Genomic DNA, 25250 nt, shown 5'->3' on the forward strand with positions numbered 1-25250 from the left:
TCAGTGGCGGTAGGAGATGCCCTTCCACGACCGGGCCACGACGGCCATCGTGAGGAAGATCGCCAGGGTGATGAGTCCGTAGCCGATCGGCTCCATCGGCAGCTCGTTGTGGGCCGCTGCTTCTTCGGCGGCTGCCAGCAGAGTTGCGTTCACGGTAGTGCTCCTTGTGTCTCGGACCGGCGGTGACCGGTGTGGTGTCCCATCAGTTTCTCACGTCATGTCGGCTGCGCGTGCAGCGACATGGGCGAAGTCAGTCGCGGATCTGCCCGTTTCCCTGCATGATCCACTTCGTCGTCGTCAGCTGCTCGACGCCCATAGGACCACGGGCGTGGAGCTTCTGCGTCGAGATCCCGACCTCCGCGCCGAAGCCGAACTCTCCCCCGTCGGTGAACCGGGTGGAGACGTTGACGCCGACGGCGGCGGCGTCGATGGCTGTGACGAAGGTCTCCGCGTTGTCGATGTCCTTCGTCACGATCACCTCGGTGTGTCCGGAGGTGTAGGCACGGATGTGGTCGATGGCCTCGTCGATGCCGGAGACGAGCTTGACCGCGAGTTCGAGGTCGAGGTACTCCTTGGCCCAGTCCCGCCGGGAGACGCGGCGGATGCGCATCGACTGCGGGGCCAGGGCGGCGACATCGGAGTCGGCGTGGACGACGACGCCGGCCGCCTCGAGGCGCTCGAGGAGCTTCGGCAGGATCCGCTTCGCGGCCTTCTCGTGGACGAGGAGCGTCTCAAGCGAGTTGCACACGCTCGGGCGCTGCGTCTTCGAGTTGATGACGAGGTCGACGGCGGTCTTCACGGTCGCCGAGGAGTCGATGAACATGTGGACGTTGCCGATCCCGGTCTCGATGACGGGGACGATCGAATCCTGGACGACGGTGTTGATGAGTTCGGCGCCGCCGCGCGGGATGAGGAGGTCGACGTAGTCGCGGGAGTTCATGAGCACGCTCGCCCCGTCGCGTCCGTACTGGTCGATCGTGCTGATCGTGTCGGCGGGCAAACGGACGGATTCGACGGCACGGCGGAGGACGGAGACAAGTTCGGCGTTCGTGTTCTCCGCTGCCGAGCCTCCGCGCAGGATCGAAGCGTTGCCGGCTTTGAGGGCGAGGATGGCGATGTCGACAGTGACGTTGGGTCGGGCTTCGTAGATCGCACCGATGACGCCCATGGGCACGCGGGACTGCGTGAGCCGGATCCCGTTGGGCAGGGTGCGCCCGAGGACCGTGGTGCCGACCGGGTCGGGGATGTCGATGACCTGCTCGACGGAATCGGCGATCGCTGCGATCCGCGCCTCGTCGAGGCGGAGGCGGTCGAGGAGCGATTCGCTCATCCCGTTCTCAGCACCCTTGGCAAGGTCGCTCTCGTTGGCCTTGACGATGCGGGCAGAGGACTCGCGCAGCCCCTCGGCGATCGCCTGCAGTGCCGCATCCTTCTCCGCCGTCGAGGTCGTGGCCAGACGAGCGGCGGCCGCCTTCGCGTTCCGCGCGATCCTCGTCACCCCGCGCACGGTCTTGGGGTGGATGTCGGCTGCTGCGGTCATGGACTAGCTCCTCCCGCTCACGTGGGTGAGGACGAGATCGTTGCGATGGATGACTTCTTTACGGTAGTCACTTCCCAGGCGGGTGCCAAGTTCCTCTGTGGTCAGCCCGAACATCATCGGCAGCTCGGCGGAGGAGAAGTTCGTCATCCCCCTCGCCACGGTCTCTCCGCTCAGACTGCGGATCTCGACAGGGTCACCTGCCTCGAACTCGCCGTCGACGCCGACGACCCCGGCGGCGAGCAGACTCGTCCCGCGTGAACGCACGGCCGTCGCGGCGCCGTCGTCGATCGTCACCGAGCCGAAGGTCCGCGCCAGATGCCGCAGCCAGAGCAGACGCGTGCCGCGGCGACGGTGGGTGACGGAGAACGCCGTGCCGACGTTCCCGCCCGCAAGCACCTCGCCGACCCTGTCCGCCGAGGTGAGGACAGCGGGAATGCCCGAATCGGTGACCATGAGCGCGGCATCGACCTTCGTCGCCATGCCCCCGGTGCCCGTGCCGGCCGAGCCCACTCCCCCGATCGCGACCCCGCCGAGGTCGTCAGGACCGGCGACATGGCCGATCCGGGAGGAGGTGTCCAGGTGGGGCGGGCCCGTGTAGAGGGCGTCGACGTCGGAGAGGAGGACGAGGGCGTCGGCGTGGGAGAGGTGGGCGACGAGGGCGGCGAGCCGGTCGTTGTCGCCGAACCGGATCTCCTCCGTCGCCACCGCGTCGTTCTCGTTGACGATCGGCAGCGTGCCGAGGGTGAGCAGCCTGTCGATGGCCCGTTGGGCGTTGCGGTACCGGGTGCGACGGATGAGGTCGTCGGCGGACAGGAGGACCTGGGAGGGCACGAGGTCCCAGCGGCCCAGTGCCCGGGTGTAGGCGGCCATGAGCAGGCCCTGTCCGACGCCCGCAGCCGCCTGCTGGGTGGCGAGGTCGCGGGGGCGGCGGCGCAGCCCGACGGGTTCGAGGCCGGCGGCGATCGCACCGGAGGAGACGAGGACGACCTCGCGGCCTTCGGCCCGGTGGGCGGCGATCGCGTCGGTGAGGGCAACGAGGCGGGATTCGTCGAGTCCGCCGTCGATCGTCGTCAGCGACGACGACCCGACCTTGATGACGATGCGCTTGGCCGCCGCGATGTCCGCGCGCACCGCTGCGCCGGCCTCCTGCGAGCGGGTCGTCGCGGTCATCGGTCGTCGCTGGGTTCGGCGTCGCCGCGTGCCCGCGCGGCCCTTTCGGCGAGGCGCTCGGCCTCGAACTCGGCACGCACCGCGGCCTTCGCGTCCTGCCGTTCGTGGTAGGCGGCCTTGCGCTCCTTGCGGCTCGCGCGGGCCTCCTCCTCGAGGCGGGGATCGGTGCCGCGGGACCCGAGCAGTTCGGCCCCGCCGACGCTCGTGGGATCCCAGTCGAAGACGACGCCGTCGCCCTCGCCGATGACGACGGTGTCGCCGGGCTTCGCACCGGCCTTGAACAGCGCCTCTTCGACGCCGAGGCGCTCGAGCCGGTCGGCGAGGTAGCCGACGGCCTCGTCGTTGGCGAAGTCGGTCTGGACGACCCAGCGTTCGGGCTTGTCGCCGAGGACGCGGAAGACCGGACCGTCGGAGTCGCGTTCGGAACGGATCTCGAAGCCCTTGTCGTCGACGGCCTTGGGTCGGATGACGACCCGCTGGGGCACCGCCTCGAGCTCCGCGCGGCGTTCGCGTTCGGCGGCGACGAGGCCGGCCATGGCGAAGGAGAGCTCGCGCAGGCCCGCATGGCTGACAGCGGAGATCTCGAAGACGCGGTAGCCCGCCGCCTCGAGGTCCGGGCGGACGATGTCGGCGAGTTCGCGGCCGTCGGGGATGTCGACCTTGTTCAGTGCCACGAGCTTCGGGCGTTCGGAGAGGGGAAGGTCGCTCGTGCCGTCGCCGAGGTCGACGGAGTAGGCGGCGAGTTCGGACTCGATGGTCTCGAGGTCGGAGACGGGATCCCGACCGGGCTCCCACGTCGCCATGTCGATGACGTGGACGAGGGCCGCGCAGCGTTCGACGTGGCGGAGGAACTCGAGTCCGAGGCCCTTGCCCTCGGAGGCCCCGGGAATGAGCCCGGGGACGTCGGCGATCGTGTAGCGCACGTCGCCGGCCTCGACGACGCCGAGGTTGGGCACGAGCGTCGTGAACGGGTAGTCGGCGATCTTCGGCTTCGCGGCCGAGAGCGCGGCGATGAGGCTGGACTTCCCCGCCGAGGGATAGCCGACGAGGGCGACGTCAGCGATGGTCTTGAGTTCGAGGACGAGCGTCGAGGACTCTCCGGGTTCACCGAGGAGGGCGAAGCCGGGGGCCTTGCGCTTCGTCGAGGCCAGCGCAGCGTTGCCGAGTCCGCCGCGGCCGCCGGCGGCGGCGACGAATTCGGTGCCGGGTCCGACGAGGTCGGCGAGGACCTCGCCCGACTGCGTCTTGACCACGGTGCCGTCGGGGACGGGGACGATGAGGTCCTTGCCGTCGGCGCCGTGGCGGAGGTCGCCCTTGCCGATGCCGCCGCCGTCGGCCCTGAGGTGGGGGCGGTGGTGCAGGGGAAGCAGCGTCGTCGTCTGCGGGTCGACGACGAAGGTGATGTCGCCGCCGCGGCCGCCGTTGGCGCCGTCGGGGCCGCCGAGGGGCTTGAACTTCTCCCGCCGGATCGAGGTGCAGCCGTTTCCGCCGTCGCCGGCGGCCAGGTGGACCGTGACACGGTCAATGAACTCGGTGGCCATGATGTCCTTATATCAGATGAAGGGTGAGTCAGGAGACTCACCCTTCATGCTCCCCCGCCGAGCGGGAGACGTTCAGTGTCCGTCGGTCAGACGCCGACGATGTTGACGACCTTGCGGCCGTTGCGCTTGCCGAATTCGACGGCGCCCGCCGTCAGTGCGAAGAGCGTGTCGTCGTTGCCGCGGCCGACGCCGACGCCGGGGTGGAACTTGGTTCCGCGCTGGCGGACGATGATCTCACCGGCCTTGACGACCTGGCCGCCGAAGCGCTTGACGCCGAGGTACTGCGGGTTCGAGTCGCGACCGTTGCGGGTCGAGCTGACTCCCTTTTTGCTTGACATGTCAGATGTCTCCTCTTACTTGATGTTCGTGATCTTGAGACGGGTGAGGTCCTGGCGGTGGCCCTGACGCTTCTTGTAACCGGTCTTGTTCTTGTACTTCTGGATCACGATCTTGGGACCGCGCAGTTCATCGACGACCTCGGCGCTGACCGAGATCTTCGAGAGGGCATCGGCATCGGTCGTGACCGCATCGCCGTCGACGAAGAGGACGGCATCGAGCTCGACGCTGTCTCCGGCCTTCGCCTTCATTCGGTTGACTGTGATGATGTCGCCGACGCTGACCTTTTCCTGGTGGCCACCGGCACGGACAATGGCGTAGACCATGGTCGAACCCTTTCTGCTCTTTCGCATACGAACGGCGGCTGATCCCTTGGCTCTGACGGAAGCGAGGCTTCCGCAGGAGACCCATTGAGAGGAATCACCGGCCGTGGTGCAATACGCGCACCGGCGATCCAGTCTAGTCGATCCGGGTTCGTCTCGGCAAACCGCTGACGGCTCGGCCGACTCAGCCCTCGCGGGACTCGGCGATCCGCTCGTGGTGATGGATGACCTCGGCGACGATGAACGCGAGGAACTTCTCGGCGAACTCGGGGTCGAGGTGCGACTCCTCGGCCAGACGGCGCAGACGGGCGACCTGCCGGGCCTCACGGGACTCGTCGGCGGGCGGGAGTCCATGGTCGGCCTTGAGCTCCCCGACGGTCTCGGTGAGTTTGAATCGCTCCGCGAGGAGGTGGATGAGGGCGGCGTCGATGTTGTCGATGCTGCCGCGCAGCTCGAGGAGTCGGTCCTGGGCTCGGGTGTCGTTCGTCACCGGATCAGTCTAACCGCGACGCACGCACTGCGCCCCGGGACCCGACCGGGTTCCCGGGGCGCGGTGAGGGCCGCAACCGCTCAGGCAGGCTGTTCGACCGGGACGGCGTCCTTGGTGTCCGGGTCGGTGAGCGTGCCGGCCTTGCGGTCGGCGAGGTACTTCTTGAGCTCCTTCTTGACCACCGGCATGAGGATGTAGAGGCCGAGGATGTTGATGAAGGCGCACATGAACAGTGCCGCGTCGGCGAACTCGACGACCTTGCTGAAGCTGGCGACACAGCCGATGACGACGAAGACGCAGACGAGGACGCGGAAGACCATGATCGTCGCCCTGCCCCGTCCGAAGAGGAAGCTCCAGGCGCGCTCACCGTAGTAGGCCCAGGTGATGAGCGTGGAGAACGCGAAGAGAGCGACGGCAATGGCGAGCAGCACCGGGTACCACGAGGCGACGGTCGAGAACGCGTCCGAGGCCAGGGTGACGCCGCCGATCTCCCCGGTGCCGATGGATTCGGTGTAGGAGGGCTGGTTGGCGACGATGATCGTCAGTGCGGTCATGGTGCAGATGACGACGGTGTCGATGAAGGGTTCGAGGAGGGCGACGAAGCCCTCGGAGATCGGGCGCCGGGTCTTGACCGCGGAGTGGGCGATCGCAGCCGAGCCGATCCCGGCCTCGTTGGAGAAGGCGGAGCGCTGGAAGCCGATGATCATGACGCCGACGATGCCGCCGGCGATGCCCTGCGGGTTGAACGCGCCTTCGAAGATCTCGCCGATCGCCAGCGGGATGGTGTCGAAGTTGATGGCGAGGACGAGGAGGCAGGAGATGACGTAGAAGATGCCCATCGCGGGGACGAGTTTGTCGGTGACCTTCGCGATCGAGCGGATGCCACCGAGGATGACGAGTCCGACGAGGAGGGCGAAGAGGATGCCGAAGATCAGTCCGGCGAAGGGGCCGCCGAGGAACCCGTCCTCGCCGCCGGTCGCGGTGCGCACCTGGGCGAAGGTCTGGTTGGCCTGGAACATGCCGCCGCCGACGACGCCGAAGATGAGGATGGCGATGGCGAAGATGCCGGTCAGCGTCATCGCCACGGGGCGGGAGAAGCGGCGGAACGCGACGGGCAGGTACTTGAAGGGCCCGCCGTGGACGACGCCGTTCTCGTCGATCTCGCGGTACTTCACACCGAGGGTGCATTCGACGAACTTCGTGCACATGCCGAGCAGCCCGGCGATGATCATCCAGAACGTCGCGCCGGGACCGCCGAGGGCCACCGCCACACCGACGCCGGCGATGTTGCCGAGGCCGACGGTTCCCGACAGTGCCGAGGCCAGCGCCTGGAAGTGGGTGACCTCACCGGGGTCGGTCGGCGAGGAGTACTTGCCGCGGACGACCTCGAGGGAGACCTTGAAGCCGCGGAACTGGATGAAGCCGAAGTAGAGGGTGAAGATGAGGGCGCCGATGATGAGCCACGCGACGACGAACGGGAAGGAGATCTCCCCGATGGTCACGGGAACGAAGATGACGCTCGAGAACCAGGTGGCGATCGGATCGAACCACGCGTTGATGGCGTCGTCGACGGGAGAAGTGGGGGCGTCTGAGGCTAAGAGGAGTCTGTCCATGAAGCCTCAATGTTCCGCAAAGGGGCCGCCGGATCAAGCGAATTCGCGTCCGTCATCCGGACAGTTACGGAACTGTTACGTGAGTCACATATTCGGTGGCACCAAATGATCCGCGACTCCCCCGGTGCCCTAAGCTGGCGTCATGTCAGAGAACCATCCGCCGTCATTCCCGAACGATTCCGACCCCCGACCGCATCCGCCGGGGCAGGCCGGTCCCGGGCAGGTCGGCCCGACCGACCCCGGACGCGGACTCGGCGCTCCCCCACACGGTGGGGGCCCAGCGGGAGAGGCTCCGAACGATCATCGCGGACCCCTGCGTGACGGCCCGGGACGGCCCACCCGCATCGTCTCCCCCGAGGGTGAGCGGGTGCGCGAGCGGCCCGCAGGAGGGGTCTCGGGCTACTTCGCGATCGTCGCCGCCGTCGGACTGCTCATTCTCGCCGCGCTGCTCGCCCTCATCGGCTTCGGGCTGATGATCGCGCAGCAGCCGCTGGGGGTCATCCTCATCGTCCTCGGCGGCCTCGCCTTCATCGCCTCGATGTTCCTCTTCAAGGGATGCACCTCGGTGGCGCCCGGCCATGCCGTCGTCCTCCAGCTCTACGGCCGCTACGTCGGAACCGTGAGGCAGTCGGGGCTGCGCTTCGTCAATCCGCTCTATTCGAAGCAGCAGGTCTCGACGCGCATCCGCAACCACGAGACGTCGACGCTCAAGGTCAACGACCTCGACGGCAATCCCATCGAGATCGGCGCCGTCGTCGTCTGGCAGGTCAGGGACACCGCGCAGGCCCTGTTCGAGGTCGACGACTTCGAGGAGTTCGTCGCGATCCAGGCCGAGACCGCCGTCCGCCATATTGCGAACTCGTACGCCTACGACTCCTCCGATCCGCGCCGCATGTCCCTGCGCGACAACGCGGACGAGATCACCTCGAAGCTCTCCGAGGAGGTCGCCGCGCGCGTCGCCTCCGCCGGTGTGACGGTCATCGAGTCGCGGATCACCCAGCTCGCCTATGCCCCGGAGATCGCCCGCGCGATGCTCCAGAGGCAGCAGGCGACCGCCGTCGTCGCCGCCCGCCAGCTCATCGTCGAAGGCGCGGTCGGGATGGTCGAGACCGCGATCGAGCAGATCGAGCGCCGCGACATCGTCACGCTCGGCCATGGCGAGCGCAGTGACCTCGTCACGAACCTCATGATCGTCCTCTGCGGGGACCAGGCGGCGCAGCCGACGATCAGCACGACGAGGAACCGACAGCCCGGCAGCTGAGATCCCCGCCAGAGGCCACAGGGCTCGATCCCCGGGCACGCGAGAAGCGCCCCACCAGCCGGTGGGGCGCTTCCCTGTGCGCGGTGCCGATTGCCGACGGTGCGGAGTCGGCGGTTCGGCCTCAGTCCTCGCCGATGATGACGAACGAGGTCGGCAGGGACTCCTGCGGGGCCTCGGCGGGCTTGTCCTTCTTCACCGGAGCCTTGCGCCGAGGTGCCGGCTCCTCAGCGGCCACCGCGACCTTCGTCGTGGTGTCGGCACCGATCATCAGCGGCAGCTCTCCTGCCGGCTGCTCGGGCTCCGTTGCCGACGGCTCAGACTGTGCGAGCGACTCCGACTCGGATTCCGTCGGCAGCTCGGGCTGGGCCTCCTCGGCCGTGGACCCGGCCTTCGAGTCGTTCGTCGACTCGGCGTCGCGCTCGGACTTCGTCGACCGCTTCCGTCCCCGCGACTTCGATCGGCCCTCGGACTTCCGCTCGGACCGGCTCGGCTGAGACTCCGAGACCTCGGACGGCTGCTGCGCGTCCGCCTCGGCCTCGTCGTCCTTCTTCAGGGTCGCCTTGGCGATCGCGGCGACCGCGGAGCGGGAGGCCTCATTGGCCGCCGCATCCGACTGCGTCTCGGTCTCGGTCGACTTCGCCGACGATCGGCGCTTGCGATCGCGCTTGCCGCCGGTCTCCGAGTTCGACGATCGTCCGCCGCGGTGGGCCTTCGTGCCGTCCTCCTCCGAACCGGGCAGGAGCAGCCCGCGTCCGCTGAGGTCGGCACCGGCGGAGACCATCGACTCGGCCAGGCCGGTGCCGATGCGCTTGCGCGTCATCTGGACGAGACCGAGCGAGGTCACCTCGGCGACCTGATGCTTCGTCCGGTCGCGACCGAGGCATTCGACGAGACGGCGCACGACGAGGTCGCGATTGGATTCGAGGACCATGTCGATGAAGTCGACGACGATGATGCCGCCGATGTCGCGCAGGCGCAGCTGGCGGATGACCTCCTCGGCGGCTTCGAGGTTGTTCCTCGTCACGGTCTCCTCGAGGTTGCCGCCGGCACCGGTGAACTTTCCGGTGTTGACGTCGATGACCGTCATCGCCTCGGTGCGGTCGATGACGAGCGAACCGCCCGAGGGCAGGTTGACGGTGCGGTTGAGCGCCTTCTGGATCTGCTCCTCGACCCGGTAGTGGTCGAAGATCCCATCGTCCTCGGAGTACCGGTGGACCCGGTCGAGGAGGTCGGGGGCGACGGCTTCGACGTACTCGTGGATGGTGTTCCACGCGCCGTCGCCGTCGATGACGAGCGAGTTGAAGTCCTCGTTGAAGACGTCGCGGATGATGCGCACGATCATGTCCGGCTCGCTGTAGAGCAGCTGCGGGGCGAGCACCTTCGTCGACTTCGACTTCTTCTCGATGGTCTCCCACCGCTTCGTCAGGCGTTCGACGTCCCGGCTGAGTTCCTTGTCGGTCGCGCCTTCGGCTGCGGTGCGGACGATGACGCCGTTGGAGTCGCCGACGAGTTCTTTGAGCAGCTTCTTCAGGCGGGCGCGCTCGACGTCGGGCAGCTTGCGGGAGATGCCGGTCATCGAGTTCCCGGGCACGTAGACGAGGAAGCGTCCCGGCAGGGAGATCTGACTCGTCAGACGGGCGCCCTTGTGCCCGACCGGATCCTTCGTCACCTGGACGAGGACGGAGTCGCCGGGGCTGAGCGCCGTCTCGATCCGACGGGCCTTGCCGTCCATGCCGAGGGCGTCCCAGTTGACCTCACCGGCGTAGAGCACAGCGTTGCGGCCCTTGCCGATGTCGATGAACGCCGCCTCCATGCTCGGGAGCACGTTCTGGACCTTGCCGAGGTAGACGTTGCCGATGAGCGAGGACTGCTGGCGGTTCTCCTTGAGATAGTGCTCGACGGCGATGCCGTCCTCGACGACGACGAGCTGGGTCTGGTCGCCGCTCTCGCGCACGAGCATCGTGCGATCGACGGATTCGCGGCGGGCGAGGAACTCGGCTTCGGTGATGACCGGGCGACGGCGTCCGGCCTCACGGCCCTCCTTGCGGCGCTGACGCTTGGCCTCGAGGCGGGTCGAGCCCTTGAGCGAGGTGACCTCGTCGCCGTCGGACCCGCGCGAGCGGGAACGGCGACGGCGGCGACGGCGCGAACCGCCGTCCTCGTCATCGTCGTCGGAGTCGCCGGTCCTGTCCTTCGGCGAGTCCTCATTCGCCTCGGCCTTCTCGGACCTCTCCGGCTTCTCGGACTCCTCACGATCGGAGCTCTTCTCCGCCCTGCCGCCACGGCGCTTCGACCGGGAGGGACGCTCGTCCTCATCCTCGGTCTGCTCGGACTCAGCGTCGTCACGGGCGTCGGCGTCATCGTCGCGGCTGCGCGAGCGGCGGCCGCGGCCGCCGCGGCGACGGCGCCGTCCGCCGGACTCGGAGTCCTCGTCCCGGTCGCCGCGGTCGTCGTCGCTGCGGTCATCGTCGCTGCGGTCGTCGTCGTTGCGTGAGTCCCGGTCCTCGGCGAGGTCGTCGTCCTCATCGTCGTAGTCGTCATCGACCGTGACGACCTCGGCGAGTTCGGCCTGGGGCACCTGGAAGATCAGGCCTCCGTGCTGCGGAACGGCGGGGGCAGGGCGGCTCGCGGGTTCGGCCGGCTGCGGGGCGGCGGGAGCGGCGAAGGGGTTGCGGGGATCGAATGCGGGCGCCTGCGGACGGGCCGGTGCATCGGCGGCGTCCTCCTCGGCGTCGGTGTCGGACTCGGATCCGTCCGACCCGGTGCGATCCGTCTCGCGGACGAACTCCTCGAAGACGAGCCCGCGGTTGGCCACCGCCTCACGGGCCCGCTTCGGGCCGCGACGGCTGCGGGGGCGGGAGTCCTCGCCGTCCTCGTCGGGGTTCTCCCGCAGGGAGCCTGCCGCATCGGCGAGGCTGTCGAGCTCTTCGCGCACCTTGTCGTCGACCTGGTGGTCGGCGCTGCGCGCGGCATTCGCGGACTCCTGCAGATCGGCGAGATCGGCGAGGATGCCCTCAGTGGCATCCGATGTGCCGTTGTCGTTCGTCGAATCGTTCATGATCACTCCTGGACCGGTGTCTCCGTCCACACCACACGGATGACCGGTGTCCTGCATGGCCCGTGTCGGGCCGAAACCTGTGGATGTCATCCCGGGCTCGCGCTCAGCGCGTTGGCTCAGGATGCTGCCTCATCTTCGTGTCGACCTGCGAGGCCGTTCCCTCGACTCGGTGGAGGCACGTCTCCCGCCCGGTGTGAGGGCGAGTATCCGTCGCACCATTATGTCACAGTTTCTCCTGTCATCTGCGGTGCGAGGGGCTGTGCGCGGTTTGCCACGGACCCCGCGGCCAGGCATGCTTGAGGGGTGAACACCGCACACGCGCCCGCAGACGACGACCTGGCCGACGACATCGCTCCAGCAGCACCGACGAGGTCGTGGGTGCTGCGGCCGACGGCCTTGGGGATCTTCCTCATCGTCGGCTCCGTCATCGGCTTCCTCGCCTCCTTCGCCCTCGCCGTCGAGAAGTACGAGAAGCTCGAGAACCCCGAAGCGGCGCTCTCGTGCGACCTCAACCCGTTCTTCTCGTGCGGTTCGGTCATGGAGTGGCCTCAGAGCCAGCTCTTCGGCTTCCCCAATCAGCTCATCGGCGTCGCCGCGTTCATCTTCCCGCTCCTCCTCGGCGTCCTCCTCGTCGCGAAGGCGCGGATCCCCGCCTGGGTGATGATCGGGCTCAACATCGGCCTCGCCCTCGGCGTCGCCCTCGTCATGTTCCTCTTCTACACCTCGATCTACGTCATCGGCGTCGGCTGCCCGTGGTGCATGGTCGTGTGGACCGTGACGATCCCGATGTTCTGCGCCGTCACCGCGCACAACGCCCTGGCCGGCAGCTTCGGTCGCGGCGTGCGCGACAGTGCGATCGTCCGCGTGCTCGCGAAGGAGAACATCGCGATCGCCGTCGTCTGGCTGCTCATCATCGCCTTCTGCGTCGTCGTCCAGTTCTGGAACTTCTTCTCGACGCTTCTCTGAGTCCCGGTCCCTCCTCTGGGTCCCAGGCCCCTTCTGGGTCCCAGTCCCCGCCGAGGCGGTCGTCCCTCCTCCAGGTCCCGTTTCCCCGTCGATGGTCGGGTGCGGACCCCAGACAGCAACGTGCCCCGCAGGTCGGCTGACCTGCGGGGCACTCTCGTCTCAGCGGACCCGGCTCAGTTGGGGAACCAGATCCCGATCTCGCGCTCGGCCGATTCCTCGGAGTCGGAGCCGTGGACGAGGTTCTTCTGCACCTTCTCGCCCCAGTCGCGGCCGAGGTCGCCGCGGATCGTGCCGGGGGCGGCCGCCGTCGGGTCGGTCGCCCCGGCCAGAGAGCGGAAGCCGGGGATGACGCCCTGCCCGGAGGCGATGATCGAGACGATCGGGCCCTCGGACATGAAGTCGACGAGCGGCTGGTAGAACGGCTTGCCCTCGTGCTCGGCGTAGTGGGCGGCGAGTTCCTCGGCGGTGGCGGTGCGCAGGCTCAGCGCATCGATCGTGTAGCCCTTGGCCTCGATGCGGGAGAGGATCTGTCCGACGAGTCCCCGGGCGACTCCGTCGGGCTTGATGAGGATGAGCGTGCGTTCCATTCCGGTCCTTCCGGTCGATGAGATCAACGTTGGACAGTGTACCCGGGCGGTTCCCGGCGATGACCGCTCACGCGCGTTCGGCGACCTCGCGGTCGATGCGCGCCGACCAGTAGACGGCCACGGCGTACATCGCGACGAAGATGGCCGCGACGAAGAACATCGCCGGAATGACGAAGCCGGTGGCCACGAGGAGCACCTGGACGAGCCACCCGATCGCCGCCCCGGGGCGGCGCTGCCCGATCTGCCGCGGCAGGAGGACGACGGCGACGATCGCGACGACGGCGATGATCGAGGCGCCGACGAGCAGCTGGGTGAGTGTGAGCGTGCCGTTGGTCTTCACCGTCAGTCCGTACGCGGTCAGTGCCGCGAAGTAGACGACGACGAGTTCGCAGATGAGGATCGACCCGGCGAGCACGGGGTACTTCGACTTCATTCGGCCTCCTCCCGTCCCAGCAGCAGGCGGGCCTCGGCGACGGTGTAGAGCGAGCCGGTGACGACGACGCCGGGGCGCTCCGCATCGGCGGCGGCGACGAGGTCGAGGGCCTTCATCAGGGCCGCGTTGAGGTCGGGGGCGGTGAGGACGGCGTCCTCGTCGACCCATTCCCGGGCCGCCTCGGCGAGGGTGTCGATGTCGAGGGCCCGGTCGCTCACCGGGGCGGTGACGACGAAGGCGTCCGCGGACCGGTGGAGGGCCTCGAGCACCCCGTGGACGTCCTTGTCGGCGAGCATGCCGAGGACGATGACGGTGTAGTCGAAGTCGAACGCCTCGGCGATCGTCTCGGCGAGCACCGCTGCGGCGTCGGGGTTGTGGGCCCCGTCGACGAGGACCGCGGGTCCGGTGCGCACGAGTTCGGCGCGTCCGGGCGAGGTGACGTGGGAGAGTCCTTCGGCGACGGTGTCGCGGTCGAGGGGTTTGTCCTCATCGCCGAGGAACGTCTCCGCGGCGACGAGGGCGACGGCGGCGTTGTGCGCCTGATGCTCCCCGTGCAGGGGCAGGAAGAGGTCCGAGTAGACGTCGCGCAGACCCTGGACCGTGATGAGCTGGCCGTCGACGGCGCGCTGGCGCTCGAGGAGGCGGAAGTTGCGGTCCTCGACGAGGGTGGGCACGCTGCGTTCGGCGGCTTCGGCATCGAGGACGGTGAGCGCCTCGTCCTCCTGGAGGGCGATGACGGCGGTCGGCTCGGGGGCAGGGCTGGGATCGACGGTGCGGTCGAGGATGCCGGCCTTCGTCCGGGCGATCTCTGCCAGCGTGTCGCCGAGAAACGCCTGATGGTCCATGCCGATGCGCGTGAACACGCAGACCTCGGCATCGGCGACGTTGGTCGAGTCCCACTCCCCTCCCATGCCGACCTCGGCGACGACGACGTCGACGGGGGCGTCGGCGAAGATCGCGAACGCGAGGATCGTGAGCACCTCGAAGTAGGTGAGGGTCGCCCGGCCCGCCTCGGCGAGTTCGGCGTCGACGATGTCGAGGTACGGGGCGATCTCGTCGAAGATCCGCACGAAGTCCTCATCGGCGACCGGGTGGCCGTCGACGGAGACCCGCTCGGTCACCGAATGCAGGTGGGGGCTGGTGAAGCGTCCCACCCGCAGGTCGTGGGCGGTGAGGATCGCATCGATCATCCGCGCCGTCGACGTCTTGCCGTTCGTCCCGGTCACCGTGATGACCGGCGCTGCCCGGTGGATGTCGCCGAGGAGTTCGACGGCGCGCTTCGTCGCGTCGAGGCGGACCTCGACCTGGGTCTCCCCTGCCCGGGTGAGCAGGGTCGCGTACACCCGGGTGAGCTCGTCGGCGCTCATGCCCGCACCACCGAGATCCGGGTGCCCGAGGGAAGCTCCTCGGGGGCGAAGACCTCGCCGGCCCCATCGAGGGACGCGAAGTCGAGCCCGGTGGCCAGGGTCTCTGCGCTGATGAGGTCCCGGTGGGCGCCGAGCGCCTCGGCGACGGAGTCCTCGGCCTCGATGACGACGGTGATCCTGTCGGCGACGTTGAGGTCGAGCTGCTTGCGGATGCCCTGGATCGCGCGCACGGTGTCACGGGCCACGCCCTCGGCCTCGAGCTCCGGGGTGACCCGGGTGTCGAGGGCGAGGAAGCCCGAGTCGAGGGCGGCGAGCTCCATGCCGTCGGAGCCGGATTCGGCCACCGACTCGAGCGTGTACTCGCCTTCGACGAGGTCGACTCCCCCGCTCGTCACGGTGCCGTCGGCGCCGACCGACCAGTCCCCGGTCTTCGAGCCCTTGATCGCGGCCTGGACCTGCTTGCCCAGACGCGGTCCCGCGGCACGGGCGTTGACGACGAGGTTCTGGGTGAGCGAGAAGCCTGCGGCCTCCGCCTCGGCGAGGTCGAGCGATTCGACCTCCCTGACGTTGAGCTCGTCGGCGATGATCGCGGTGAACTCGGACCCCAGATGCTCGCCGCTGGCGACGACGAGGCGGCTGAGCGGCAGGCGCACCCGCAGGCGGTTGGCCTTGCGCACCGACGAGGCGGTCGAACTGATGTCGCGGGTGAGATCCATCGCGGCGACGAGGTCGGCGTCGGCCGGGAACTCGGAGGCATCCGGGTAGTCCTCGAGGTGGACGGAGCGGTTGCCGGTGAGTCCGCGGTAGATCTCCTCGACCGTGAACGGCAGCAGCGGGGCTGCGACTCGGCAGAAGGCCTCGAGGCACGTGTAGAGGACGTCGAAGGTCTCATGCGTCTCGGCGCCGCCGTCCCAGAAGCGGCGCCGGGACCGGCGCACGTACCAGTTGGTGAGCATGTCGAGGTAGCTGCGGACGATCTCGCAGGCCGCCCACACGTCGAAGTCGTCCATCGCCGCAGCGAAGTCGACGATGAGGTCATGGGTCTTCGCGAGCAGGTAGCGGTCGAGGACCTGGGAGGAGTCGAAGCGCTTCTGCGCGCGGTAGCCGCTGCGCTCCTCACCGGCATCCCCTCCCGCGGCGTCGGCCGTGTTGGAGTACGTCGCGAAGAACTGCCACGTGTTCCACAGCGGGAGGACGACCTGGCGCACGGCGTCGCGGATGCCCTGCTCGGTGACGACGAGGTTGCCGCCGCGCAGGATGGACGAGGCCATGAGGAACCAGCGCATCGCATCCGAGCCGTCGCGGTCGAAGACCTCGTTGACGTCGGGGTAGTTGCGCAGGGACTTCGACATCTTCTGCCCGTCGGAGCCGAGCACGATGCCGTGGGAGATGACGTTGCGGAAGGCGGGCCGGTCGAAGATCGCGGTGGCGAGGACGTGGAGGAGGTAGAACCATCCGCGGGTCTGGCCGATGTACTCGACGATGAAGTCCGCCGGGAAGTGGTTGTCGAACCATTCCGCGTTCTCGAACGGGTAGTGGACCTGGGCGTAGCTCATCGACCCCGAGTCGAACCACACGTCGAAGATCTCCGGGATCCGGCGCATCGTCGACTTCCCCGTCGGGTCGTCGGGGTTCGGGCGGGTGAGGTCGTCGACCCACGGGCGGTGGAGGTCGACCTCGCCCCTGTCGTTGACCGGGAGGCGTCCGAAGTCGGCTTCGATCTCCGCGAGCGAGCCGTAGACGTCGGTGCGCGGGTAGGAGGGATCGTTGGAGATCCACACCGGGATGGGCGATCCCCAGAAGCGGTTGCGCGAGATCGACCAGTCGCGGGCGTTCTCGAGCCACTTGCCGAACTGGCCGTACTTGACGTTCTCGGGCACCCAGTTGATCTGCTCGTTGAGTTCGACCATGCGGTCCTTGAACTCGGTGACGCGGACGAACCAGGAGGACACGGCCCGGTAGATGAGCGGATTGCGGCAGCGCCAGCAGTGCGGGTACGAGTGCTCGTAGCTCTCATGGCGCACGAGCAGGGCGTTGCGGCCGGCGAGCGGGCCGGTGTGGTCGCGCAGGTCGCGGATGATCTGGCGGTTGGCGTCGAAGACCTGCTGTCCCTCGTAGTCGGGGACGGTCGAGTCGAAGAGGCCCGCATCGTCGACGGGGCGCACGGCGAGGATGCCGTAGGAGTCGGTGAGCTCCTTGTCCTCCTCACCGAAGGCCGGCGACTGGTGGACGATGCCGGTGCCGTCCTCGGTGGTGACGAAGTCGGCGGAGAGGATCGTGTGCATCCGCTGCCCGTAGTCGTCCTGGCGCGCCTCGAAGTAGGGGAACGGCGGTTCGTACTCGCGTCCGACGAGCTCGCCGGCGGGGAACGTGCGAAGGATCTCCGGATTCTCTCCGAGTTCACGGGCGTAGGCGCTCAGGCGCGCCTCGGCGAGGATGAGGGTCTTGCCCTGGAGTTCGGGCGCACCGTCGTCACCGGCGACGACGGCGACGAGCGGGATCTCCGGGTTGACGGCTACGGCCTGGTTCGACGGCACCGTCCACGGGGTCGTCGTCCAGATGAGGACCCATTCGTCGGCGTCTGAGAGCTTGTACCCGATCGTCACCGCCGGGTCCTGACGCATCTTGTAGACGTCGTCGTCCATCCGCAGCTCGTGGCTCGAGAGCGGGGTCTGGTCCTTCCAGCAGTAGGGCAGGACGCGGTAGCCCTCGTAGACGAGGCCCTTGTCCCAGAGCTGCTTGAACGCCCAGATGACGCTCTCCATGAAGTTGACGTCGAGCGTCTTGTAGTCGTTGTCGAAGTCGACCCAGCGTCCCTGGCGGGTGACGTACTCCTCCCACTCCTTCGTGTAGCGCAGCACGGAGGCACGGCACGCGTCGTTGAAGGCGGCGAGTCCCATCCGGCCGATCTCGGACTTGTCGGTGATGCCGAGCTGACGTTCGGCTTCGAGTTCGGCGGGCAGGCCGTGGGTGTCCCAGCCGAACCGGCGGTCGACCTTCTTGCCCCGCATCGTCTGGAACCGCGGCACGACGTCCTTGACGTATCCGGTGAGGAGGTGACCGTAGTGGGGCAGGCCGTTGGCGAAGGGAGGGCCGTCGTAGAAGACGAACTCGTTCGAGCCGTTCTCGCCCGGGTCGCGCTCGTCGATCGAGGCCTGGAAGGTGTCGTCCTGCTTCCAGTACTCGAGCACGGCGCGCTCGATCTCCGGGAAGTTCGGGGAGGCGCTGAGGCCGAAGGCGGAGGTCGAGACCTTGGGGTAGAGCGGTTGCGTCATGAGCGTCCTTGTGCGTAGCAGCGGTCACGTGCCGCGAGGACGACATCACTGCCGCGGTACCACCCCGCTTATCCGTTCGCGCCGCGGGGCGGCGGCGAGCGGATCGCTCATCGGCGGACGATGACGGGTCCAACCGTCCGGGTCTAATGGGCGAGGTCCGCCGCCGAGGCGATCGGAGTCGCTGTTCTTCCGGATGCTCCCCGGTGATGGCCGGATCATCGCAGTCCCGATTCTATACCCTGTCCGCAGCCCCGGACCACCCGCCGGGTGCCGTGCGGCGCCGGGCGCCCGGCGGGCGGTGCGGACTGCGCTGCGGGCAGCGCGGAGACTGCGTTGTGGTCGGTGTGCTCTCCCTTCTCAGAGCCCCTTGTTACGGGCGACCTTGTGCTGGGCTGCCTGGGCGATGGGGCGGATGACCATGAGGTCGACGTTGAAGTGGTGCGGTCGGGTGAGCGTCCACACCACGGCGTCGGCGACGTCTTCGGCCGTGAGCGGGTTCTCGACCCCTTCGTAGACCTTGCCTGCGCGTTCGGCGTCTCCCCCGACGCGTTTGAGCGTGAACTCGTCGGTGGCGACCATGCCCGGGGCGATCTCGATGACGCGCACCGGCTCACCGGCGAGTTCGAGGCGCAGGGTCGCGGCGATCGAGTGCGTGCCGTGCTTGGCGGCGACGTACCCTCCGCCGCCCTCGTAGGCCTGATGGCCCGCGGTCGAGGACATGACGACGATGTCGCCGCGGCCCGATGAGATGAGAGCGGGCAGGAACGCCTTGACGACGCGGAGGACGCCCAGGACGTTGATGTCGAACATGTCCCGCCACCCCTCGACCGAGGCCTCAGCGACGGTGTCGGTGCCGTACGCGGCTCCTGCGTTGGCGACGAGGGCATGGACGGGTTCGCCGGCGAGCACCTCGGCGGCCATCGCGGCCACGGCTGCGTCGTCGGTGAGGTCGGCGACGATCGCGGTCGCCCCGGTCTCCTCGGCCAGGGCGGCGAGCCTGTCCTCGCGTCTGGCCACGGCGACGACGTCCCAACCCTGTTCCCGCAGGTCACGCACGGTGGCCGCGCCGATGCCCGAGCTCGCTCCTGTCACCACTGCCCGCAGTGCGCTCATCTCTTCCCACTCCTCTGTGCTCGCTGACTGACTGTGGGGCCAGTCTACGAGTCGTGACGGGGGCGGGGCTGGGACGATCCGGTGTGCGGGACTAGGCCGAGCGCCTCGGCGGTGGTGAGGGGTTGCGGGGACCGCCTTCGCCGAAGACGGCACGGACTCCGGGGATCTTCACCGCCACCCATGTGATCGCGACGCAGATGACGGTGTAGACGACGGGCATGACGAAGGCGTGGACGAGGACGCCGGGCACGGTCGTCGGCAGGCCGATCTCGTTGCGCAGGGGATAGAGGACGAGGGGATGGAGGAGGAAGACGCCGAAGGAGTACGGGTAGAACCAGTGGAGGAACCGGAGGCCCGTGCGCATGTAGTGGTGGAGGAGGAGGTAGGCGGCCAGGGAGGCGATGACGACGCCCGGGGACAGGTATTCGTACGGGTAGAGCCACGGCTTCTCGCCGGGTCCGAAACCCGCCCACAGTGCCGTCGTCGCCGTCGCCGCGACGAAGGCGACCCAGCCCCAGACGACGCCGCGGGTGGAAAGCACGACGTCGCGGAGCACCCAACCGAGGATGTAGAAGCCGGCCATCGGCAGGAAGCGGGTGACGATGTTCGCCTCCCCGACGGAGAAGATCATCGACACGAACTGGTCGACCATGCCGATGCCGAGGAAGATCAGCCCCGTCCCCCATTGGAGGCGCCGCGAGCCGTGGACGCTGAGCAGCCTGAAGAAAGGGGTGAGAAGGGTGAGCCCGGCGAGGACGTAGAGGAAGTAGAGCTGGACGAAGGGCGAACCGGAGAGGATGGCGAGGAAGGCGTTCCAGTCCGAATCGGGCGGCAGCAGGTAGAAGCGTCGGAAGGCGACGTAGACGACCGTCCAGAACACGAGCGGGATGCCGATGCGCCACACGCGTTTGGAGAGGAACTTCCGCGGCTCGGTGCCGCGACGGGGGTCGAGGGCCAGGGCGCCGGAGATCATGATGAACACGGGCACCGACCAGCGGCACGCGGAGTCGATGACGTTCGCGACCCACCAGTCGGGGCCCTGTGCGGCGAAGTTCTCCTCGACGACAGTGCCGAGGGAGTGGATGGCGACGACCGCGACGATGGCGAAGGCGCGGGCCGGATTCATCCAGCCCGTCGAGGTGGGCGGCGGATTCTCTGTTCCGATCTTGTCCAAGGTCGCCATGTCCCCATCGTCTCATCTCCCGACCTGCTCCTGCCCGGGGGCTGGGCCGCTCCGCATGCCGGTGAGGCGCGCGTGCGGGGGCCGGGACCGGTTTGGCGAGTCGGGGTGCGAGTGAGAAAATCGACAACTATGAACTCACCTGCCTACGGAGACTCGACGCACGAGTCAGTCAGCCTGCCGGACAAGCCGGCCCTCGAAGGACTTCGCGACAAATGGGATGCCGCCTGGAGCGAGTCCGACGTCTACGCGTTCGACGTCGACACCGACCGTGAGCAGGTCTACTCGATCGACACTCCCCCGCCGACGGCGTCGGGATCCCTCCACGTCGGCCACGTCTTCTCCTACACCCAGACCGACATCATCGCCCGCTTCCAGCGGATGCAGGGCAAGAACGTCTTCTACCCGCTCGGCTGGGACGACAACGGCCTGCCGACCGAACGGCGCGTGCAGAACTACTACGGGGTCACCTGCGATCCCTCCCAGCCCTACGACGCCGACTTCGAACCGCCGGCGAAGCCGGCGAAGAACTCCCGGGACTTCGTGCGCGTGTCCCGGCGGAACTTCATCGAACTCTGCGAGCAGCTCTCGGCTGAGGACGAGAAGGTCTTCGAGGACCTCTTCCGCTCCACCGGCCTGTCCGTGGACTGGAAGTACACGTACCGGACGATCGACGACACCTCCCGTGCCGTGAGCCAGCGGGCCTTCCTCGCCGACCTCGCCGGTGGGCATGCGTATTCGCAGGATGCCCCGACGATGTGGGACGTCACCTTCGGCACCGCCGTGGCCCAGGCCGAACTCGAGGACCGGGAGAAGGAGGGCGCCTACCACAAGGTGAGGTTCTTCCCGCAGGGCACTGACGGTCTCGCCGACACCTCCGCCGACCCGATCATCATCCTCACCTCGCGGCCCGAGCTCATCCCCGCCGTCGTCGCCCTCGTCGCCCACCCCGACGACGAGCGCTACCAGCCGCACTTCGGCACGACCTTCGTCTCTCCCCTCTTCGGCGTCGAGGTCGAGGTCAGGGCGCACGAGCTCGCGAAGTCCGACAAGGGCACCGGCATCGCCATGGTCTGCACCTTCGGCGACCTCACCGACGTCACGTGGTGGCGGGAGCTCGACCTGCCCACCCGCGCCGTCGTCAACCGCGCCGGACGGCTCAGCCTCGAGGTGCCCGAGTGGATCGCCGCCTCCCCGAAGCCCGACGCCGTGGCCAACTACGAGCAGCTCGCGGGCAAGACGACGTTCACCGCCCGCAAGGACATCGCGGAGATGCTCAGGGACAGCGGCGACCTCGTCGGGGAGATCGAAGCGATCACCCACCCGGTGCCGTTCTACGAGAAGGGCGACAAGCCGCTCGAGGTCGTCACCTCCCGCCAGTGGTACATCCGCAACGGCGGGCGCTCGGCCGAGCTGCGCAACGAGCTCATCGCCCGCGGGCGGGAGATCGACTGGCACCCCGCGTTCATGCGCTCGCGCTACGAGAACTGGGTGGAGAACCTCAACGGCGACTGGCTCGTGTCCCGGCAGCGCTACTTCGGCGTGCCCATCCCCCTGTGGTACCGCCTTGACAAGGCCGGTGAACCCGACTACGAGAGCCCGATCGTTCCCGAGTCGCTGCCGGTCGATCCCATCGCCGAGGTGCCCGCGGGCTTCACCGAGGACCAGCGCGACCAGCCGGGCGGGTTCTCCGCCGACCCCGATGTCCTCGACACGTGGGCGACGTCGTCGCTGACCCCGCAGCTGCTGGGCAAGTGGAGCCGGGACGAGAAGTTCTTCGAGACCGTCTTCCCGTTCGACCTGCGCCCGCAGGCCCATGACATCATCCGCACGTGGCTGTTCTCGACGATCGTGCGCGCGAACTCTCTCAACGACGCGGCCCCGTGGAGGCACGCCGGCCTCTCGGGATGGATCCTCGACCCCGACCGGAAGAAGATGTCGAAGTCGAAGGGCAACGTCGTCGTCCCCTCCGACATCCTCGCCGAGGCGAAGCCGGGGTTCGGCCCCGACGCGGTGCGCTACTGGGCGGCGAGTGCGAAGCTCGGCGCCGACACGGCCTATGACGTCTCGCAGATGCAGATCGGCAGGCGGCTGGCGATGAAGCTGCTCAACGCCTCGAAGTTCGCTCTCGCCCAGGGTGTCCACGCCGGACTCGTCGGACAGGTCGGTTCGGTCACCCATGACCTCGATCGGGCGCTGCTCGTGCGCCTCGGCGAGGTCACGGCGAGTGCCACCGAGCACATGGCCGCGTACGACTACGCCCACGCCCTGCGCGAGGTCGAGAGCTTCTTCTGGGAGTTCACCGACGACTACGTCGAACTCGTCAAGGACCGCTCGTACGGTGCGGGCACCGAGGAGGATCAGCTCTCCGCCCACGTGACGCTGGCCACGGCCCTCGACGTGCTGCTGCGGCTGTTCGCGCCGATCATGCCCTTCGTCACCGAAGAGGTGTGGTCGTGGTGGCGGACCGGGTCGGTCCACCGTGCGCCGTGGCCGGGCAGGGAGCAGCTCATCGATCCGATGGGCTCGGTCGATCCGGGCCTGCTCACCTCGGTGGCGGCTGTGCTCAGCGAGATCCGGCGGGCGAAGACCGAGGCGAAGGTCTCGCAGAAGACTCCGGTGCTCAGTCTCTCGATCGAGGCCCCAGCCCAGATCACCGGGGCCGTCGCCTCGGCGGAGGGCGATCTCAAGGCCGCCGGACGGGTGCAGACGCTCACGACCGACGTCGGCGGGGACGCGATCACCATCTCGGCGATCGAGTTCGAACCGCAGGCCTGAGGGCCGACGCCAGGACGCAGGGCGGAATCGGGGACCATCCCGGTTCCGCCCTGCGTCGTGTTCGCACCGAATTCACCCGTGTTCCAGAATCACCACATCATTCGCCCGCTCACCGGCGCGGAATCCCTCTACGATTGAGACGACGAAGGAAGGGACACTGGGTCCCTCCTGGTGAGAAAGGCATGACAGACGATGAGAAGTGAGCTCTTTGCCCAGCGCAACGCCGAGGTGCAGAACCGCGACCGTTGGACCCTGCAGTCGAGCAAGATGCTGCGGACCGTGATCACGCCGGACGCGCCGATGATCGCCACGAAGGGCGCCATGGTCGCCTACCAGGGCGACGTCCGCTTCTCCCACCAGGGATCGAAGTCGGTCGGCCAGTTCATGAAGAAGGCCGCGACCGGTGAGGGCGGCAACGTCATGCGCGTCGAAGGCAACGGCGAGGTCTTCTTCGCCCGCGAGGCCTCGAACATCTTCATGATGACCCTTGAGGGCCAGCAGGATGCGCTCACCGTCAACACTGCCAACCTCCTTGCCTTCGACGATGCTCTCGCGTGGGAGATCAAGCGGATCAAGGGCGGCGTCGGCGCGCTCGCCAGCGGATCGGGCCTGTTCAACCTCGAACTCAGCGGCACCGGCACGGCGGCTATCTGCTGCAAGGGCGACCCGATGGTCCTCGACGCCTCCCAGCAGCCGACCTTCGTCGACCCGCAGTCGGCCGTGTGCTGGTCCTCCTCGCTCGCCCCGCAGATCAAGACCGACGTCAGCCTCGGATCGTTCTTCGGCCGCGGCTCCGGCGAGTCGATCCAGCTCGCCTTCCACGGCCCGGGCTTCGTCGTCGTCCAGCCGGCAGAGAACGCGGTCTACACGCCCCAGGCCTGAGCGCACGGTCGCTTCACCCCACCGCGGGGCCGCGGGCACCGTCGCCCGCGGCCGCGCGGTCATCATCAGCACTCCCCTCGACCCCGGCGCGCTCCCCACCGCGCCTGTCTCCCCACGCCGCGCCGCGCCGCGCCGAAACCTCCGGCCGCCGAATCGACCCCCGTTCCGTGTTGCGCCGCGCTGAAACCTCCGGCCGTCGAATCCACCCCGTGCCGACAATTCATCCCTGTAACCGCACATCACCCCCTCCGCGTCATAACGCCTCGGCAGCTCAGCACGTCAGAGTCTTAGCGGCAGATCCTACGTGTCCCAGGGTTGTTTTTGCGGCCGCACGTATGGGGTACGATCTCGGACTGACGTTGCCAGCGACCGCGACCGGCGTTGCGCGCCGCCACCGACCGACGCGTCGCATGTCGCCCACGCCGCGCGCCGCGTCGCCCAGATTCACGACTTCTTGGAGGCCAGAGATGACCGACGAACGCACGATCGACGTCGATCAGTTCCTCACCCATCCGCCCCGCACAGTGTGGCGGGCACTCACCGAACCCGAGTTCCTGGCGATGTGGTGGGCGCTCGGCGACGTCGCGCCCGTCGTCGGGCACGCCTTCACCCTCGATATGGGCGGCTTCGGCCAGCAGCCGTGCACCGTCACCCGAGCCGAACCTGAGACCCTCTTCGCTCATACGTTCGCCGAGGGCAGTCTTGACTCGACGCTCACCTGGACACTCCACCCCGAAGGCACGGGCACCCGTCTGCACCTCGCTCACTCAGGCCTCGACGTCGATACCCCGATGGGCAGGCAGGCGTTCACCGGGATGGGAGCCGGCTGGCCGCGGGTGCTCGCGAACATGGAGTCCGCCCTCGCCGAGGTGTGAGGGAGGCAGCCTCTTCTGCACGGCGGTCGCTCACCCGGCTCGAACTACGAGCAACCTGGTGGGACTCGCTCCGCCTCTGTCGTGCCAAGCGGCATGTATCGGGCAGTGGTTCGCCGGGAGGAGATCAGCACGGAGCCATCGAGAAATCGGCGTGGCAACAGCCCGTCGCCAGGACAGTAACGGGCTGTTGCTGCCGTATCGGTATGTGAGGACGATCAGCCGTGCACGGTGTGCCTTTCTGCCCTGTATCTCAGAACGCCATCGATGGCGAGGACAACGGTTCCTCCGACGACGATGAGAACAGGCACCAAGGCGCCCATGGGGCTGTTCATTGCGAGCAGCCATCCGAGCAGGGCGAGCGGTATCAGCACCAGCACTTTGATGGCTCATCGCAGTTGAGGGTGTAGTCGGGGTCTGAATCCGCCGGCCTCGAGTAGAGATCGGGCGATGTAGTGGGTGAGG

The 25250-nt window shown here is 68.2% G+C and carries 21 protein-coding genes; 5 read left to right on the forward strand and 16 right to left on the reverse strand.

Annotated features, from left to right (window positions below; all coding sequences use genetic code 11):
• The 8 genes from EZE58_RS07840 to EZE58_RS07875 form a co-directional block, all read right to left on the reverse strand.
• Window positions 1-153, reverse strand: coding sequence for a hypothetical protein (locus EZE58_RS07840; protein WP_167560205.1), 153 nt, complete (start codon window positions 151-153; stop codon window positions 1-3).
• 97 nt (window positions 154-250) lie between these two features.
• On the reverse strand, window positions 251-1540 hold the full coding sequence (locus tag EZE58_RS07845) for a glutamate-5-semialdehyde dehydrogenase (RefSeq protein ID WP_167560207.1): 1290 nt from the start codon (window positions 1538-1540) through the stop codon (window positions 251-253).
• A 3-nt stretch (window positions 1541-1543) separates the two neighbouring features.
• Entirely contained in the window at window positions 1544-2710 is a 1167-nt protein-coding gene (gene proB, locus EZE58_RS07850; protein WP_095375864.1) for a glutamate 5-kinase, read from the reverse strand.
• Entirely contained in the window at window positions 2707-4251 is a 1545-nt protein-coding gene (gene obgE, locus EZE58_RS07855) for a GTPase ObgE (RefSeq protein WP_167560209.1), read from the reverse strand. Before obgE ends, proB begins: the two co-directional genes overlap by 4 nt.
• 86 nt (window positions 4252-4337) lie before the next feature.
• Window positions 4338-4589: a 50S ribosomal protein L27 gene (gene rpmA / locus EZE58_RS07860; protein ID WP_009375430.1), complete on the reverse strand. Its 252-nt coding sequence runs from the start codon at window positions 4587-4589 to the stop codon at window positions 4338-4340.
• A gap of 15 nt (window positions 4590-4604) precedes the next feature.
• Window positions 4605-4913, reverse strand: a complete 309-nt coding sequence (rplU, locus tag EZE58_RS07865; protein WP_009375428.1) for a 50S ribosomal protein L21 — start codon at window positions 4911-4913, stop codon at window positions 4605-4607.
• A gap of 181 nt (window positions 4914-5094) precedes the next feature.
• Window positions 5095-5400 (reverse strand): chorismate mutase, encoded by a 306-nt coding sequence (locus EZE58_RS07870; RefSeq protein WP_009375426.1) that lies wholly within the window; start codon window positions 5398-5400, stop codon window positions 5095-5097.
• Window positions 5401-5480: 80 nt separating this feature from the next.
• Window positions 5481-7013 carry an alanine/glycine:cation symporter family protein gene (locus EZE58_RS07875; RefSeq protein ID WP_009375424.1) on the reverse strand — a complete coding sequence of 511 codons (1533 nt, stop codon included), beginning with the start codon at window positions 7011-7013 and terminating at the stop codon, window positions 5481-5483.
• Window positions 7014-7155: 142 nt separating this feature from the next.
• Here EZE58_RS07875 and EZE58_RS07880 point away from each other — a divergent pair, with 142 nt between their 5' ends.
• A complete protein-coding gene (locus EZE58_RS07880; RefSeq protein ID WP_205772172.1) occupies window positions 7156-8274 on the forward strand; it encodes an SPFH domain-containing protein in 1119 nt (372 codons plus the stop codon).
• Window positions 8275-8395: 121 nt separating this feature from the next.
• On the opposite strand, the gene EZE58_RS07885 is transcribed toward EZE58_RS07880, so the two are convergent.
• Window positions 8396-11332, reverse strand: coding sequence for an Rne/Rng family ribonuclease (locus tag EZE58_RS07885; protein ID WP_205772173.1), 2937 nt, complete (start codon window positions 11330-11332; stop codon window positions 8396-8398).
• Window positions 11333-11635: 303 nt separating this feature from the next.
• Here EZE58_RS07885 and EZE58_RS07890 point away from each other — a divergent pair, with 303 nt between their 5' ends.
• The gene (locus tag EZE58_RS07890) at window positions 11636-12298 is read left to right on the forward strand and encodes a vitamin K epoxide reductase family protein (protein ID WP_009375419.1); all 663 of its coding nucleotides are present in this window, start codon (window positions 11636-11638) and stop codon (window positions 12296-12298) included.
• Between the two features lie 173 nt (window positions 12299-12471).
• Here EZE58_RS07890 and ndk read toward each other — a convergent pair whose 3' ends face one another.
• From ndk to EZE58_RS07920, 6 genes are all read right to left on the reverse strand, one after another.
• Entirely contained in the window at window positions 12472-12885 is a 414-nt protein-coding gene (ndk, locus tag EZE58_RS07895) for a nucleoside-diphosphate kinase (RefSeq protein ID WP_119296275.1), read from the reverse strand.
• Between the two features lie 67 nt (window positions 12886-12952).
• Window positions 12953-13318: a DUF4233 domain-containing protein gene (locus EZE58_RS07900; protein ID WP_063249782.1), complete on the reverse strand. Its 366-nt coding sequence runs from the start codon at window positions 13316-13318 to the stop codon at window positions 12953-12955.
• Complete coding sequence (locus tag EZE58_RS07905; protein ID WP_063249781.1) at window positions 13315-14685, reverse strand: folylpolyglutamate synthase/dihydrofolate synthase family protein; 1371 nt, start codon at window positions 14683-14685, stop codon at window positions 13315-13317. Before EZE58_RS07905 ends, EZE58_RS07900 begins: the two co-directional genes overlap by 4 nt.
• Window positions 14682-17960 (reverse strand): isoleucine--tRNA ligase, encoded by a 3279-nt coding sequence (ileS, locus tag EZE58_RS07910; protein WP_119296276.1) that lies wholly within the window; start codon window positions 17958-17960, stop codon window positions 14682-14684. The genes EZE58_RS07905 and ileS overlap by 4 nt, the downstream gene beginning before the upstream one ends.
• Window positions 17961-18317: 357 nt before the next feature.
• A complete protein-coding gene (locus tag EZE58_RS07915; protein ID WP_119296277.1) occupies window positions 18318-19073 on the reverse strand; it encodes an SDR family oxidoreductase in 756 nt (251 codons plus the stop codon).
• Between the two features lie 91 nt (window positions 19074-19164).
• Complete coding sequence (locus EZE58_RS07920; protein WP_167560213.1) at window positions 19165-20256, reverse strand: acyltransferase family protein; 1092 nt, start codon at window positions 20254-20256, stop codon at window positions 19165-19167.
• Window positions 20257-20385: 129 nt separating this feature from the next.
• Here EZE58_RS07920 and valS point away from each other — a divergent pair, with 129 nt between their 5' ends.
• From valS to EZE58_RS07935, 3 genes are all read left to right on the forward strand, one after another.
• Window positions 20386-23031 carry a valine--tRNA ligase gene (gene valS, locus EZE58_RS07925; RefSeq protein WP_167560215.1) on the forward strand — a complete coding sequence of 882 codons (2646 nt, stop codon included), beginning with the start codon at window positions 20386-20388 and terminating at the stop codon, window positions 23029-23031.
• Window positions 23032-23223: 192 nt separating this feature from the next.
• Window positions 23224-23913 carry an AIM24 family protein gene (locus tag EZE58_RS07930; protein ID WP_009375398.1) on the forward strand — a complete coding sequence of 230 codons (690 nt, stop codon included), beginning with the start codon at window positions 23224-23226 and terminating at the stop codon, window positions 23911-23913.
• 467 nt (window positions 23914-24380) lie between these two features.
• Window positions 24381-24788 (forward strand): SRPBCC domain-containing protein, encoded by a 408-nt coding sequence (locus EZE58_RS07935; protein ID WP_009375396.1) that lies wholly within the window; start codon window positions 24381-24383, stop codon window positions 24786-24788.
• A 215-nt stretch (window positions 24789-25003) separates the two neighbouring features.
• Here the strand turns inward: EZE58_RS07935 and EZE58_RS07940 are convergent, their stop codons facing one another.
• The gene (locus EZE58_RS07940; RefSeq protein WP_167560217.1) at window positions 25004-25165 is read right to left on the reverse strand and encodes a hypothetical protein; all 162 of its coding nucleotides are present in this window, start codon (window positions 25163-25165) and stop codon (window positions 25004-25006) included.
• Window positions 25166-25250: the final 85 nt, after the last annotated feature.

This window comes from Brevibacterium sp. LS14, from assembly GCF_012027885.1.
GTDB lineage: Bacteria > Actinomycetota > Actinomycetes > Actinomycetales > Brevibacteriaceae > Brevibacterium > Brevibacterium casei.